Below are 14,475 nucleotides of genomic sequence, written 5' to 3'. Positions count from 1 at the left end.
GGCGTTTTGTCCGGCGGCGTCCATGCCGGCCAGGCGGGTCTTCGGGTCACGCCAGCGGGCCATGTAGTCCTGCACGTTCAGCGCCTGCCCTTCGGCCTTGGCTTTGCGCAAGGCCGCTTTGCGCTCCGGGGCGCCCAGGCTGAGGATCCAGTCGCCCACCCGCAGCTTGATGTCACCGTCGGGTTGCGATTCGAAGGCCGGGCCCCAGTACGGGTCCTGGTCGTAGTAATCCGGGTGCGGGGCGTGGGCGTGCAGGTCGATCAGCATGGTCAGCGGGCCTTTCTCAGGGGTGGGGGCGTAAGTGGCAACGCGCACCTCAACGACCGGAGCACGCGCACCGACCCCACGGAAAAACCACCCTCCGTCAGAAAGCCTGCGTCTTTGTCTCCTGCCGCCGGGCACTCATCCGTTGCCTCGATTCGTCAGGAACATCATGCACAATCTAAACAAAAAAGGCAACTTTGTTCATATTAAAACCCAAAGAAAAAGAGCGGCACCGTGGCACCGCTCTTTTCTGTTCGCCTGTCCAGTGAAGGCTCAAGGCTGGCGGATGAAATAGCGGACGCTCAACTGGCCGCCTTCGCCAAAGCTGTACAGTTCAATGGTGTCGATAACCACCGTACTGCCCTTGACCTTGTTGCGGTTGTGGCAGGCCACTTCGTTGCCGTTGATGATCGCCATCACTTCCTCGATCTCGATCTTCGCGTTCTGCTGTTGCCACATGCCTTCGAGCACTGGCCAGCCGTCGCCCAAGGAGCGGCTGACGTATTCGATACTGAGGCCACCAGGCGCGACGCGGCGGTAGTGATCCAGGAAGGCCTCCTTGTCACCGGCGTTCCAGGCGCTCACCTGGCCATGGAGGAAGGCTTCGATGGCCTCCCGGGTAATTGTGTTCATGTCTTGCCCTCTCGGAGTTACAAGTCGCTGCCGCGCACATTGCGCGCGGCACCATTACGGCGGTCGGACTCGCCCCAACCAAACCAGCGGTCGGGCTCGCGGGTATCCCCGACACGACGCCAGCGTCCTTCCTGCTGGGCGGTGATCGGGAAGCCGCCGACAAAGTCGCGCATCTCACCCTTCGGGTCCGGCAGAAACTCCCAGACTTCATCGCCTTCGAGCACGATGCGAGCGCTTTCGACAAAGTAACTGCCCGGCTTGTGCACCACCTCACCCTCGATGGATGTGGTACAGCGCACCTCGCCCTTCTCATTCTGGAAAATGGCGTAGCCCAGGTTGTCGTGGCCGACCATGAAGGAGCCGGCGTCCCAGCTGCCGTCCTGGTAGATCGTGGCGAAGGACCACCAGATGACATGCATCTTGTTTTCCACCACCAGATCCTTGTGGAAGTGGATGGCGCCGCCTTCGGCCAGCCAGGCCTGGTCGAGGGCGATGACGCCCTTCACCGCCCTGCCCTCGCAGGTGCCGGCGACATCGTAGAGCTGAGACACATAGAAAGTTCCCCAATCGAGCCCCGGCAGGTACCACTGCATGCCGTTGCCGATCAGCTTGCCCTGCAGCTCGAACAGGCCTTCCTCCTTCCAGGTGAAGCCCTTTTCCGAGGCGGTGATCATCCACGGATTGCCCGGTTCGCCCTTCAGGCTGGACCACACGGCCGTGCCGCCCTCCAGCGCCCGGTCGGGAAACAGGGTCATGGCCTGGCCGGCCATGCGTGCCCGATCGATACGAATGCTCTCGCCGTCGAGGCGCGACGACTGGTAGATGAACTTGGTCGGGTTGGGGCTGCTGCCCGGCGCATTTACCGCCCGCACGACGGCGTAGATGTGGCCCTCGTCGTCGCGCACACAGCCGAAGGGCATGTGCTTGGTGAGCTTGAGACCAAAGTGATCACGCAGATCGGCCAGCTTCTCGCCGCTGACCTTCTGCGGGCCGACCAAGCACTGGTAGGCAAAATCGCCCCGCTCGGGAATAGTCTTGAACGTCTTCATCGCTCGCCTCGCTCTCAGTCCCAGATCACCGGGATGGATGAGGCCCCGCGCAACTGGCCACCCTGGATCTCGGGTGCCGGCTGGTCAGGGTCGAGTCGCAAATTGGGGAAGAGGTCGAGGACCGCATTCACCGCTGCCGACAGCTCCAGCTTGGCCACGAACTGGCCAATGCACATGTGCGGACCGTAGCCGAAAGTGAAGGACGGCTTGAGCTTGCGGTCGATGTCGAACTCATCGGCGTTCTCAAAAACATCCTCGTCCCGGTTGGCCGAGGCGATCACGCACTGCACCAGCGCGCCCTGGGGAATCTTCACCCCGCCAATTTCCACATCGCGGGCAGCCTGACGCACCTTTACGGTGGAAGTCGGCTCGAAACGAATGGCCTCGTCGATCAGCTTCGAGACGAGGCTGCGGTCATCACGCACGCGGGCCAGCAACGCGGGGCGCTGCAGCAGCAGGGTCATCACCGAGCTGAAGGTGCGGGTCGTGGTTTCACCGCCGGCGGCCACCAGGGAGCGTACAAAGGTGGCGATTTCCATGTCGTCGAGGCGACGCGCCTCGAACTCCGCGCGAATAAGGCGGCTAATCAGATCGTCACCGTTGGCCCCTTCGGCACGCCGTTGGGCAACCAGCTTGATCACCGCGTCGTACAGCCCCTGACTGGCCGAAACGGCATTCTGTCGGGCCGCTTCCTCTTCGGCCGGATCGTTCTTGGGGCCCGCCAGAATGGTCAAGCCCATCGCGGCGTATTCATAGAAGTCACCGATGTTTTCCTGCGGGAACCCGATCAGGGCGTAGATGACGCGAATCGGAAAATACAGGGCGAAATCCATCAGGTCGGCGCGTTTATTGGGCACCAGGGGGGCGATGAACTCCTCGCGGATAGAACGTTCGATCTCGACGCGCCAGGGGTTGACGCTCTGCGGGGTGAAAACTGGCTGCAACAGGCCACGAGCCTTGCGGTGCTGGTCGCCGTCCATGGCGATGATGATCAGTCCGTCACCGCCGAAGAAGGTACCCAAGCCCTTGGCGATAAAGCCGCTAGTGAAGGTGGCGGCATCCTGCAGCACCGCCTTGATGTCGTTGTACTTGAAGACCGCATAAGTCGGGTGACCATGACGCTGACCAGCGTGTGTCGGTACCGACAGACTGGCCATGAAGTCGCCTTCCATAACCGGCGTGGTCTGACGCTTCTCGCGACTTACGGCGTAAAGATCGACATCCAGGCCACGGTAATTCTTGGACAGGGCCGCAAACGCCTTCTCAAGTTTTTCGGATCGGTATTGGGTTGCCATCGGGGGTCTCCTCCTTCAGTTTTATCGGTGCCGGTGTCGGGAAACCCGGCAATCTGGCACTTCTGCGTTTAAAAACACAAAATCAAGAAGTGTCCATATACTTAAAGATGGTAGCGCCTGCGCAAACACCTGGATCCAGCTTCGTTTGACCCCAAGTCAAGTCCGGCACCGACACCACAGAAGAGGAAAAAAATCATGAAGCGGGACGATGTCGCCATTCCCCAAACCACCCGACCAGGTCCGGACAAGCGCGAAACGATCCGGCGGATTCTGGATGCGGCACGCCAGGAATTTGCCGCGAAAGGGCTTGCAGACGCCCGCATCGACGTAATCGCCCAGCAGGCGGGCGTGACGAAGCAATTGGTCTATCACTACTTCAAGGGCAAGACTGAGTTGTTTGCCTGCGTACTGGATGAATCCTCGGACAAGGCCATGTCGCACCTCGTGGCCCAGGATCTTGGCCACCTCGCGCCAGTGGAGGCTATGCGCGCCTTCCTCGGCGAAATGTTCGACCAGTTCCAGCGCACGCCGTCCCTCGGGTCACTCGCTCCGGAGGGGATCCGCTTCCATGCCAGCCACACCACGCCCCGCGCCAGATTCCCGGAGCTGGCCCCCCTGCTCGACGGGAAGCTGCAGGCAATCCTGGTGCGTGGCGCCGAGAACGGTGATTTCAAGCCGGGCGTGGATGCCAGCATGTTGTTCGCTGCGGCAGGGCTCCTGACCACCGGCGCGTTCACCAGCCCCTATCTGGTCTCGGTACTGGCCGGGCTGGACCCGGAGCAGCCCACAGACATGGCAGCCTGGCGTCACTACGCCGTGGATTTCGTGCTGGCCGCAATCAGCATCAAACCGTCGGCCGGCCCCGGCCTGCGCAAGACACCGGGCCAGAATGCGGCCCCAGGCTGCACGCCGGCAAAGCCGCGCCAACTCAGCTGATCTGATCTAAACCTTTCCGAGCCTCCGCCAAGCCGGCTCCACGGTTTCGCCTTTCTGCGGCGAGGAAGAGTTGCGCCTGTCGCTTTCAGCCCCCCAATGACGCCAAAAGTTAAATAAATACACTTTTATAAAGTTTGTTCATATTTCACCGATAGCAAGCAATGAAATCTTCAGGCCTTCCGCCTCAACATGACACAAAGGGAGTGATTCATCGTGCCAAGCGTTTTACGTGAGCTGTCTCTGCGCTGGAAGATCCTGTGCCCGCCCGCCTTCGCCCTGCTCTGTCTTGTGATTTATCTCGGTTTCACCGCCAACGCGTTCGAGTTGAGCCTGGACCGCCTGAGGGAACTGCGCGATCGACAGTTTCCGGCCCTGGAGGTCAGCACCGAAAACCTGGCCCTCCTCGACAGCATCGTGGGCGCACTGGAATCGGTTGTCGCCACTGGGGAGCGCGCCCAACTGGCGAATGCCGATGCTCTGGTTGAGCGCAGCCGGCAAGGCTATGCCCGACTGGGCAAGGATGCGGACATCACCCGGCAGCTGGCGTACCTCGACGAGTATTACCGGCTCGCGCGAGACCTTTCTGTACGCATGCTGGACAACACCGGCACGCCAGATCCAAACGCCGTTCCCCTGATGTCAAAGGCACTGAGTCAGTACCGGGAAGGCCTGATCGCCCTGAAGAATGCATCCAAGAGCAAGCTCGTCGGCACCATCGACACGTCGGTCGCCGAGGCCGAACACACGCTCAGCGTCGGCGTGCTGCTGTGCACCTTCGGTCTTGCCGTCAGCCTCACGGTCGGCATCTACGTCGCCACGACGGTCAAGCGCAATGCCGACTCGGTCATTGCCTCCCTGAAGGACATCGCCCATGGCGAGGGCGATCTGACTCGCCGGATAGAGATACGGAGCCGCGACGAACTCGGCCAGGTGGGCATGGCCTTCAACCTCTTTGCCGATCGTCTTCACGATACGGTTCGGAAGCTGGTGAAGAACGCCCACGATGTCGGCGAGTTGTCGGGCACGGTGTTCGACACCGCCACCACGACCAGTGCCCTAGCCGATGAACAGCGCCAGACGACGGAAGAGGTGTCCTCGTCGATCAACCACATGGCGCTCACCAGCCAGTCGATCGGGCAGCATATCAACGATGCGGCGAGCGCAGCCTCGCAGGCAGATCGGGAAGCCAAAGACGGGCGGGAGACCGTGCTCCGCAGCCTGCATGCCATCGAAGAACTCGTTCAGGACGTCAAGGGCGCCACCGACAGTATTCAGCAACTCGAAAAAGACACATCCAACATCAGCCATGTGCTTGACGTGATCGGCGAGATTGCCAGTCAGACCAATCTGCTAGCGCTCAATGCGGCCATCGAGGCCGCCCGCGCCGGCGAACAGGGACGGGGATTTGCCGTGGTGGCTGACGAAGTTCGTGCCCTGGCCGAACGCACCCAGCAATCCACCCACGAAATCCGCTCAATCATCGACCGCCTGCATGGCAGCACCCATGCCACCGCAGATGTGATGCAGCGCGGCTGGCAAAAAGCTCAATCCAGCATGGATCAGGCAAAGGCCACCGAGGGTGCCTTCCGGCAAATAGCCGACGCGGTGGCAAGGATGACCGAAAAGAACAAGCAGATCGCCGCCATGGCCGAGGAACAGGCCACGGTGACCGAAAGAATTGCCGGCAATGTGACACGTCACCTGGATCTGACCATTCGCAATTCCGACGCCGCCGGCAAGGGTGCCCAGCACGGAAACCAGTTGGCGGCCGTCGCCACCGAACTACGCACCACGGTTGCGCTGTTCAAGGTCTGAAGCAACACCTCAAGCTTATTTTTCAACAAGGAGAAGCACAATGAAGCACCGGATTCGCAGCCTTGCGCTTGCGCTCATGGCCTGCGGCGCAGCGTCATCCCACGCCGATGACAACACCTTCAAGCTAAGTGGATTCGGCACCCTTGCCGCCACCCACTCCACGGAGGCAAACGCCGACTTTGTATCGCGCAACGTGCCCAACGGCCCCGGCCACAGCCGGGAATGGGACACACTCATGGACAGCAAGCTCGGCCTGCAGGGCGACATTCGCTTCAATGACCAGCTCTCGGTGGCAGTCCAGGCCATAGCCTTCAAGCGCTACGACAACGGCTTCTACCCCGACATCACCGCTGCCCACGTCCGCTACGAGGCCTATCCGGGACTGGCTGTACGCGTCGGACGCATGGCCATGCCCATCTATCTCGTATCGGACTATCGCCGTGCCGGCTATGCACTTCCCTGGTTCTCGCCACCTGTCGAGTTCTACGGCAATGGCTTCTTCCACTATGACGGCGCCGACCTGACCTGGAAGACCCCGCTCGGCGAATGGGCCATGACGACCCAGGCCTACACAGGCCACAGCAAGTTCCGGAACCCGGACCGGGGCTTCTTCTCGGCCAACCAGATCTTCGGTGCCGCTGTGACCGCCGAAAAGGGCGACCACACCCTGCGCGCCAGCATCACCAATGCCAAGATGAAGGTGACCAGCACCATCGATCCCTTGCTGGCCGCCTATCGCACCGCCGCAACCTCAGCCTCCGTTGCGGTGGCCGACAACTACGCCGTCAACGATCTGAGCACCACCTTTGTATCCCTCGGCTACATGTACACCCCCGGCGACTGGCTGGTGATGGCTGAACTGGGCAAGACCCACACCGAGCGAGAGGCCTTGCTGGCCGAGCAGACGCTTGGCTACATCACCATCGGCTACCGCCTGGGTAGTGTCACCCCCTACGTGACCCTGGCCCGTCGGGATACCAGCACGGCGAACAGCGTGCAGGGCGTCGTACCGAGCCTCGATGCGAGCCTCAACAGTGCCATTGCTGCGGGTGACGTCAGCCAAACACGGACGTCCCTGGGCGCCCGCTGGGACTTCATGACAAACGTGGCATTCAAGACTCAGTTCGATCACGTGAATCTGGATTCCGGCTCGGCGGGTGGGCTTGTTAACCGGCAGCCAGGCTTTACCCGCGGCGGCAGCTACAACCTGCTGTCCGTTGCTGTGGACTTCGTGTTCTAAGGAAAACAAAAATGCAATCCAGCGCAATCCGGAAGCTAATCATCGCCTTGGCCTGCACGGGCGCCTGCAGTGCTGCCCAGGCGGATGTGGTGATCGTGGTCGCCGCCAACAATCCGGTCGGCAACATGAGCAAGGACCAGATAGCCCAGATCTTCACCGGCAAGGCCGTCGCCTTTCCCGATGGGCGCAAGGCAGTCCCCATCGAACAAGGCCCCACCAGCCCGACCCGCAGCGAGTTCCACGTCAAGGTAACCGGGAAGGATGCGGCCCAGTTGAAGGCCTACTGGTCGAAGGTGATTTTCTCCGGCGCCGGACAGCCCCCAAGAGAGGTAGGCAGCGCCGATGAGATGCGCAAGGCAGTGAGCAGCGATGCGAACGCAATTGGCTATCTGGAGAAAAGCCAGATCGACAGCAGCCTCAAAGTCATTCTCACGCCCTGACAATGGCTTCGTTCTTCTGAAACGAAACCGCCGCCTTCCGGCGGCGGCAAAACAATCCGATCAGGCCAATGTGCTCAGCGCTTGGCCACCTTGATGTCGGTTTCTTCCCAGTCCCAGGTATCGGACGTCTTGCCCTCATCCCGTAACTGGTACTTGAGCACGCGCCCCTGGGGGTTCTTGGGCATGCTCGTGCGAAACTCGATGTAGCGCGGCAGCGCGTAATAAGGCACCACGTCGGTGGACCAAAGAAACAGGTCCTCGGCCTTGAGGCTGGCACCATCGCGCAGGATGGCGGTGACCTTCACATCGTCCTCGCCCTTGTCGGAAGGCACAGCATGCACCGCCACTTCGAGAATAGCCGGGTGCTTGGCGAAGGCCGACTCCATCTCGAAGCTGGAAATGTTCTCGCCACGACGACGCAGGTAGTCCTTTTTACGGTCTACAAAATAGAAAAAGCCTTCATCGTCAAACTTGCCGATGTCGCCGGTGTGAAACCACATATTGCGCATGACCTTGAGGGTATCTTCTGGTCGCCGCCAGTAGCCCTGGAACATGACGTCCGGACGCAACGGGCGCACCACCACTTCTCCTGGTGTATTGGCAGGTAGCTCACGGTCCATTTCGTCCACGATGCGCACGTCAAAGTCCGGGATGCGCTTGCCGGAAGAGCCCGGCGCGGCATACTCCCCCCCCGCCAGCGAGGTGACCACACAGGCTTCGGTAAGGCCGTAGCCGTTCCCCCCCACTTGGCGTGCGCCAAAGCGCTCACGCCAGATTGCCTTGGTCGGCTCGGTAAAGGGATTGCCTCGCACGGTGTGGATCTGTCCGATACAGCGCTTCATCGCGTCGCTGTCAGGAGCCTGGGCCAGCAGGCCACCCATACTGCCAAGGATCGAGGCGATGGTGGCACCAGAGCGTTCTACTTCCGGCCAGAAGTTCGACACGGAGAAGCGCTCGACGATTGCCACCCGGGCGCCAACCATGATGTTGGAGATGATCCCGACACACAGGGCGTTCATGTGGAACAGGGGCAGCGGCGTGATGGTCACGTCATCCGCCGTTGCCGGCCCTGCACGCAGTTGCAGGCGAGCCAGATTGCACATGAAGTTGTAACTCAGCATGCAGCCCTTCGACGGGCCGGTGGTGCCGGAGGTGTACACCAGGCAGGCCAGGTCGGCGGGGTCGGGCTTGATCAGGATGGGAGTGTCGTCGTCGCCTCGGTATGCATCCAGTGGCGCAAGCAGAGCGGCGCATTCCACCTGCTCAGCCAGCGTGTTCCGGTACAGCACCTGCTTCATTTCCGGCAGCTCGGCGGATACCGCCGCAATGCGCGGCAGAAAGTCCGCTTCGCAAATTACCAGCGATGCACCCGCGTCGGCGATCTGGTGGCGCAGGAATTCGCCCCTCAGCGCCGTATTGACGGGCACACTGACTGCCCTCAGTTTGTTGATGGCCAGCCAGCACACAACGGCGTCGATGTTGTTGCCGAGCATGGTGACCACCGTTTGCCCCGCACGCACACCCAGCGCCTCGAAGGAATGGGCAAGACGTGTCGACAAACGATCAACGTCCGAATACGTGTAGAGGTCACCCGCAAAATCAAGCAAAATTCTGTCTGGATGTGCAGCAACAGCCCGATCGAGTGCGGCAATCACCGTATCCCGCTCGCCAACGGCCCAAGTTTCCGGATTTCCCGTACCCGTCATGCCCGTGTCTCCTTGTTGTGTGAAGCGCCTGAATCGACGCAACATCGGTTTATGAGTGCCCTTTTCCGAACAAAATATAAACACAAAACAAAATAGTGTCAAAGTTTAGAGAAGATGTTTCTACACCACTCACCCCGTCTCAGGCCACACCACGGCCGAAAAATGCCAGGGAGGACCTGATGAACAAGCTGGAAAATGATGGCGAAGTCGCGGTAAAGGAAGAGAGTCAAACTGACGAAGCCGCACCGGTGGTCCGCAAGACACGTCGCAACCGGCGTTCGGAAGGCACCATCCAGGGCATCCTGGAGGTGACCGAGGAAATCATCCTCGAGTCGGGTGCCGAGCGAATCTCGATCCTTGATGTGTGCAAGGCCGCGGAGATCTCGCGGGGTACTTTCTACCGCTACTTTGCCTCCCAGGAGGAATTGCTGGACGCCTTCTCCCGGCACAAGCGCGAACGCTTCTATGCCTCGCTGATCGAGACAACGGCACCGCATACCGACCCGGACGCGCGCCTCGAGGCGATGATCCAGTTCATCAGCGACTACATTGGTCACACCCGCGCCCGACGCCTGCTGATCGTCGCCCCGGAATATGCGATGAACTGGTTTCAGCGCATTTTCCAGGACGCCGTCTTGCGCTTCCAGGACGTGCTGGGGATCGTTTTCGACTCCTGGGATGAACGCCTGGGGGTAAAACTCGACCGGGAATTGGTGTGTGAACTGATCATTCGCTATGTGCTCAGCGAGCAGCTGGTTCCGGCCAGCCCCGAGCAGCGGCGCAACATGCCCCGGCGTATCGAGCGTCTGGTCAGCGCACTCGTTACCGGCAAGACCGCTCGCCGCTGAAGGCCTGCGCCGGCCGCCTCAGAGAATGCGGCGCAGGCGGATATGCATGCCGATGGCAGCCTCCAGTGTGGCCGTATCGCGCGCCCCCACCCGAAGCATGCCGATATCCAGCAGGCCTTCCAGAAAGATAAGGGTCTCTTCGGCAGCCTCGGATGGTTCGAGGCAGGGATGGAGCAGCTCCCTTACCCGGGCGCTACGGTAGGCATCCTCTATCTGGCCGGCGAGTGCTCGCCAGAACGGGTCCAGCACCCGCCCCCTCAAACCACCACAAACCGTATCGTCGCACTTCAGCATCAGAAAACAGAACATCTCGTGGAGCGTTCTGTCGTCGCGAAGCTGTCCGCCCAGCCGACACAAGGCGCGATCCAGCCCGGCGAGAGGATCGGCAACGTCGTCTTCGCCATCCAAGGACGGCAAGGGCCAACGCGCCACGACAGCGAGGATCAACTCTTCCTTGCTCGAAAAGTGGCAGTAGATTCCGCCCCGCGTGATGCCCGCCTCACGGGCCACTCCCTCCAGGGTGGTTGCCGCCGCACCCACCTTGTACAACACCCGCCGGGCAGCCTCGATCACCCGGCCCCGACAGGTGCGTTCCCTGCTGCCTTCCTCTTCACCCTCGGCGATGGGCTGCAGCGCCGGACTCACTCGGGTTGGCGGCAGGAGGCAACAATCTTGTGGCCGTCCAGATCTCTCACGTAGGCAGCGTAGGCATTCGGCGCAAACGGGCGTGGCCCTGGCGCCCCCTCGTCCACCGCGCCAAGTGACAGGGCGATCCGATGAAATGCGTTCACCGCACCCCGACTCGGTGCGGCAAAACCTACTGTGAGACCGTTACCTGCCGCAGCCGCTTCGCCGTTGCGCGGATGCAGAACGATGAACTGCGGCGCCTCGGCCCCCCAGCCTGACGCTTGCTCCACGCTGAACAAACGCTTCAGTGCGAGGGGTTCCAGCACTTGGTCGTAGAAAGCGCGAGCACGCTCCAGGTCGTTCGTGCCAAGGGTGATATGGGTCAGCATAGGGTCGTCTCCTCAGTGGTTTTTATTAGACACAAATAACATATCCGTTTATAAAAATAAACCGTTGCGCCGAAAACCCCATCTCTCACGCTTTAACTCGAGGTCAAACCGTTGAAGAAAGCCTCCTCTTGAAATGTGCTCAAATTTGTGACCCCGGATGCCTGCTTGCAGCAAACAAAAGAGAGAGACCCAAGAGGAAACGCAATGAAAAAAAACCAGAACTACGATGTCGTAATCGTCGGCGGCGGCCATAACGGGTTGTCTGCAGCCTGTTATCTGGCCGAGGCTGGCAAGAAGGTCGTGGTCATCGAGGGACGGGAGAAAATTGGCGGAATGGCATCCTCGGGCTACCTGATCCCAGAGGCCCCCCAGCACCTGATTCACCCCTGCGCGCTCGATCTGATGTCCCTGCGTGTGCATCCGATGATGCCGCAAGAACTGCAGCTGGAACGCCACGGTTTTCGGCAGGTGGAGATGGCGCCGGGTTACGTCTATCTGCATCCGGACGGCCATTCGCTGGTTTTCTGGCGCGATCCGGCAAAGACAGCCGCCGAAATGCGACGCTTCTCCGAGCACGACGCAACCGAGTTCCTGGCCTTGATGAGACTCATCGACGCGTTCATGGACATGGCGATTCCAATGATGCGGGTGGACCCATCCCAGCGAAATCTGGGCGCCAAGTGGGAAGCCCTCAAGGCGGTGCTGCGCAACCGTCATCTGAAGCCGGAGATCATGGCCCTGATCGGCAGCCCGGCCTACGTGTCGATCATGGAGCGCTTTGAACACCCAGTCACCCAGTCAGCGATGTGCGCCTTGCTCGGCGCCGCCGGACCAATCACCAACGAGGCCACGGGAATCTACTTCGCCCTGCTGGGTTTCATTCATCGCTTCGGCCTCGGTCGCGCGGTCGGCGGCATGCAGACATTGTCCAACGCACTGGCTGCGCGGCTGACGGAGCTGGGCGGTGAGATCCTGCTATCCACCCAGATCAAGGAAATCGTGGCCGAAGGAGGCCGTGCCACCGGCGTCCGGCTACCGGACGGCAGCCTGATCAGGGCGAAAGCGGTAGTCGCATCGATCCACCCGAAAATGGCCCTGGAGATGGTCACGCCCGGCGCCCTCGACCGGCGGCTTCTCACCCGCATTGCGCTGGCACCCGCCAACGGGCATGGCGCCTCACCACTCAAGGTAGACGTGGCCCTGCGAAGCCAAGTGCAGTACCGTCGGCACGAGGCGATGCGCCCCGATGGCCTCAGCCTGCGCAAATGCGTGCTTCTCATTGGTACTGTAGAGGCCGTACTGGAGAATTTCCGCAGTTCAGCCCGTGGCGAAGTGCCAAAACTGCCCTACATGTGGATCACCGCCCCTAGTGCCGTCGACCCGAGCCAAGCACCTGAAGGGCAGGACGTCGCCTACCTATACCCGGTTGCGATGCCGGTTGAGCCCCGTGAAGGCTGGGACGCTATCCGTGCCCAAGTGGGGCAGCAGGTCATCGACCAAGCTAGCGGATACATGGATGGCCTGAAGGAGTTCGAGATCGGCCGCCGAGTCGAAGCAGCCCCCGATCTTGCTGCACGCCTCAATGTCCACCGCGGTTGCGTGGTCCACATCGACACCAGCACCACCCGTTCGTCACTGATGCGCCCCGCTCCAGGTCTTGGCGGCGACACCCTACCAATTGCCGGCCTTTTTTTAGGGGGAGCGGGGATCCACCCGGGAGGTGGCATCAATGGTCTTCCTGGCCGCATCGCAGCTGGACGAGTCAACCGCTTTCTTGCTGGCTCGTAACCACCGTCCGTTCCCGTTGGCATCGAAAGCACGGCTGACACACTGATTTTTCATTTCCACATCCGCATACTCAAACAGCAACTCATGACGGAGAAAATCCGCTCACGCTTAAGAGTCGGCCCTGAGCGATTAGCCCGTACCTTCCCGGCATGGGCTGATCGCTCAGGGCCGACGACTTACTGAGCAGGAATGTGAAATCATTCAGGTGGCTACGGCAACTCTGGTCACCTTTTTAGACCTACTACAAGTCTTTTGCCAAGTTACAGCACCTACAGAGGGAAGTTTTAATCACCCCTCCCAACGCACGGATACCACATTACTTCCCTGCGCTCTCCGTCTGATTCACAAACGCCCCTCTGAAATCCTCAGGGATGTAGCTGTCGACCACCGTCACCTTCCCGCCAATCGACTCGGCCGCAGCGCGTACGTTGCTCATCGTCCGCGGGATGAACTGACTCGAGTCACCGATAAGCGAGCGGCCGACCGCCGAACTGATTCCCTGCGGGGTAAAGCCGCTGCTCGCCCGCACGAAGGTCGCGTGGATATCGATGTGGTAGCCATCCTTGTAGGGCAAGACACACAAGAAGAAGCTTGTCTGCTCACCATATTGAGCCATGCTGGTGTTGTCAGTGGAGACCGTCATCAGCGCGTTCTTGCAAACCGGGACGCGGATATTCTGAGCCTGTGAAGCCAGCAGCGCCCCCATCCGCGAGTTGGCAAATGGATCCTGAAGCTCAAAACGCCCTGGCGTGGTCGGCAACTCCGCCGGGGGTATCTCCCGATTCACTCGCAGTTTGCTGGCACTCGTCTGCACAGCGTCAAGCACAGCCTTGAGGAGCTGATTCCGATCAAGCGCAGCGGGTTTGACGTCATAGATCACAAAGGTCGATTCAGCGTGATACGTGGGCTTCATTGAGGCACAGCCGGTCAGCACAAGGCCGAGCGCCAGTGCAGGAGTCATTCTGTACATAGCTTTGTCCATATTGATGTTGAATTTTTCTAACCTCGTCACTGCGGCTGAAAAACTGCAGTGGCTTGGATGGCGCTAAATTAGAGGCCAGCCACTAAGGATTCCTTAGTATGCCATAGGTGTTGTTCCTAAGAATCTCTTAGTCCTCATGCATGGAGGACTGGGATGGAAGAAAGGTCGGTGTTTGCCAGACGGCTACAGGTGGCCCGGGAGGCGAGAGGCGTATCGCAAAAGCAGCTCGGAATCCTTGCCGGCATCGACCAGTTCGTTGCCAGTGCTCGTATCAACCAATACGAACGGGGTAAGCACGTACCGGACTTGCAGACGGCACAGCGCCTTGCCGCGGAACTGAACGTTCCAGTCTCCTACCTGTATGAGCCCGATGACGACCTGGCGGAGCTGATCCGACTCCTGGGAGGATGTTCCCGGGACCAGCTCCATCAGTTAATCATCCAACTCGAGACCGCCTGAGCCT

The 14,475-nt window shown here is 60.5% G+C and carries 14 protein-coding genes and 1 pseudogene; 7 read left to right on the top strand and 8 right to left on the bottom strand.

What is annotated here, in order from left to right; translation table 11 throughout:
- From HHL15_RS17875 to HHL15_RS17860, 4 genes and pseudogenes are all read right to left on the bottom strand, one after another.
- Window positions 1-315 (bottom strand): annotated as a pseudogene (locus tag HHL15_RS17875) (hypothetical protein); the annotation flags it as partial.
- Window positions 316-537: 222 nt separating this feature from the next.
- A complete protein-coding gene (locus tag HHL15_RS17870; RefSeq protein WP_169147162.1) occupies window positions 538-897 on the bottom strand; it encodes a Cif family virulence factor in 360 nt (119 codons plus the stop codon).
- 17 nt (window positions 898-914) lie between these two features.
- Entirely contained in the window at window positions 915-1,946 is a 1,032-nt protein-coding gene (locus tag HHL15_RS17865) for a hypothetical protein (protein ID WP_169147161.1), read from the bottom strand.
- A 14-nt stretch (window positions 1,947-1,960) separates the two neighbouring features.
- Window positions 1,961-3,241: a cytochrome P450 gene (locus tag HHL15_RS17860; protein ID WP_169147160.1), complete on the bottom strand. Its 1,281-nt coding sequence runs from the start codon at window positions 3,239-3,241 to the stop codon at window positions 1,961-1,963.
- 195 nt (window positions 3,242-3,436) lie between these two features.
- Between HHL15_RS17860 and HHL15_RS17855 the strand changes: the two genes are divergently transcribed.
- The 4 genes from HHL15_RS17855 (at window position 3,437) to HHL15_RS17840 (ending at window position 7,672) form a co-directional block, all read left to right on the top strand.
- A complete protein-coding gene (locus HHL15_RS17855; RefSeq protein ID WP_169147159.1) occupies window positions 3,437-4,177 on the top strand; it encodes a TetR/AcrR family transcriptional regulator in 741 nt (246 codons plus the stop codon).
- A 213-nt stretch (window positions 4,178-4,390) separates the two neighbouring features.
- Window positions 4,391-5,992 (top strand): methyl-accepting chemotaxis protein, encoded by a 1,602-nt coding sequence (locus HHL15_RS17850; protein WP_169147158.1) that lies wholly within the window; start codon window positions 4,391-4,393, stop codon window positions 5,990-5,992.
- A 40-nt stretch (window positions 5,993-6,032) separates the two neighbouring features.
- Entirely contained in the window at window positions 6,033-7,232 is a 1,200-nt protein-coding gene (locus HHL15_RS17845; RefSeq protein WP_169147157.1) for a hypothetical protein, read from the top strand.
- Between the two features lie 11 nt (window positions 7,233-7,243).
- The gene (locus tag HHL15_RS17840) at window positions 7,244-7,672 is read left to right on the top strand and encodes a type 2 periplasmic-binding domain-containing protein (protein WP_169147156.1); all 429 of its coding nucleotides are present in this window, start codon (window positions 7,244-7,246) and stop codon (window positions 7,670-7,672) included.
- A gap of 74 nt (window positions 7,673-7,746) precedes the next feature.
- Here HHL15_RS17840 and HHL15_RS17835 read toward each other — a convergent pair whose 3' ends face one another.
- Window positions 7,747-9,378, bottom strand: a complete 1,632-nt coding sequence (locus tag HHL15_RS17835; RefSeq protein ID WP_169147155.1) for an ATP-dependent acyl-CoA ligase — start codon at window positions 9,376-9,378, stop codon at window positions 7,747-7,749.
- Window positions 9,379-9,557: 179 nt separating this feature from the next.
- Here HHL15_RS17835 and HHL15_RS17830 point away from each other — a divergent pair, with 179 nt between their 5' ends.
- Window positions 9,558-10,226, top strand: a complete 669-nt coding sequence (locus HHL15_RS17830; RefSeq protein ID WP_169147154.1) for a TetR/AcrR family transcriptional regulator — start codon at window positions 9,558-9,560, stop codon at window positions 10,224-10,226.
- A gap of 18 nt (window positions 10,227-10,244) precedes the next feature.
- Here HHL15_RS17830 and HHL15_RS17825 read toward each other — a convergent pair whose 3' ends face one another.
- The gene (locus HHL15_RS17825) at window positions 10,245-10,871 is read right to left on the bottom strand and encodes a TetR family transcriptional regulator (RefSeq protein WP_169147153.1); all 627 of its coding nucleotides are present in this window, start codon (window positions 10,869-10,871) and stop codon (window positions 10,245-10,247) included.
- Window positions 10,868-11,242: a VOC family protein gene (locus HHL15_RS17820; RefSeq protein ID WP_169147152.1), complete on the bottom strand. Its 375-nt coding sequence runs from the start codon at window positions 11,240-11,242 to the stop codon at window positions 10,868-10,870. The genes HHL15_RS17825 and HHL15_RS17820 overlap by 4 nt, the downstream gene beginning before the upstream one ends.
- A 204-nt stretch (window positions 11,243-11,446) precedes the next feature.
- Between HHL15_RS17820 and HHL15_RS17815 the strand changes: the two genes are divergently transcribed.
- A complete protein-coding gene (locus HHL15_RS17815) occupies window positions 11,447-13,030 on the top strand; it encodes a phytoene desaturase family protein (RefSeq protein WP_169147151.1) in 1,584 nt (527 codons plus the stop codon).
- 316 nt (window positions 13,031-13,346) lie between these two features.
- Here HHL15_RS17815 and HHL15_RS17810 read toward each other — a convergent pair whose 3' ends face one another.
- On the bottom strand, window positions 13,347-13,991 hold the full coding sequence (locus HHL15_RS17810; RefSeq protein WP_169147150.1) for a hypothetical protein: 645 nt from the start codon (window positions 13,989-13,991) through the stop codon (window positions 13,347-13,349).
- Window positions 13,992-14,165: 174 nt separating this feature from the next.
- Between HHL15_RS17810 and HHL15_RS17805 the strand changes: the two genes are divergently transcribed.
- On the top strand, window positions 14,166-14,471 hold the full coding sequence (locus tag HHL15_RS17805) for a helix-turn-helix domain-containing protein (protein ID WP_169147149.1): 306 nt from the start codon (window positions 14,166-14,168) through the stop codon (window positions 14,469-14,471).
- The last annotated feature ends 4 nt before the right edge of the window (window positions 14,472-14,475 follow it).

The sequence above is a fragment of the Zoogloea dura genome (assembly GCF_012927165.1).
Taxonomy (GTDB): Bacteria; Pseudomonadota; Gammaproteobacteria; order Burkholderiales; family Rhodocyclaceae; genus Zoogloea; species Zoogloea dura.
This window is presented reverse-complemented; position numbering and strand designations above follow the sequence as displayed.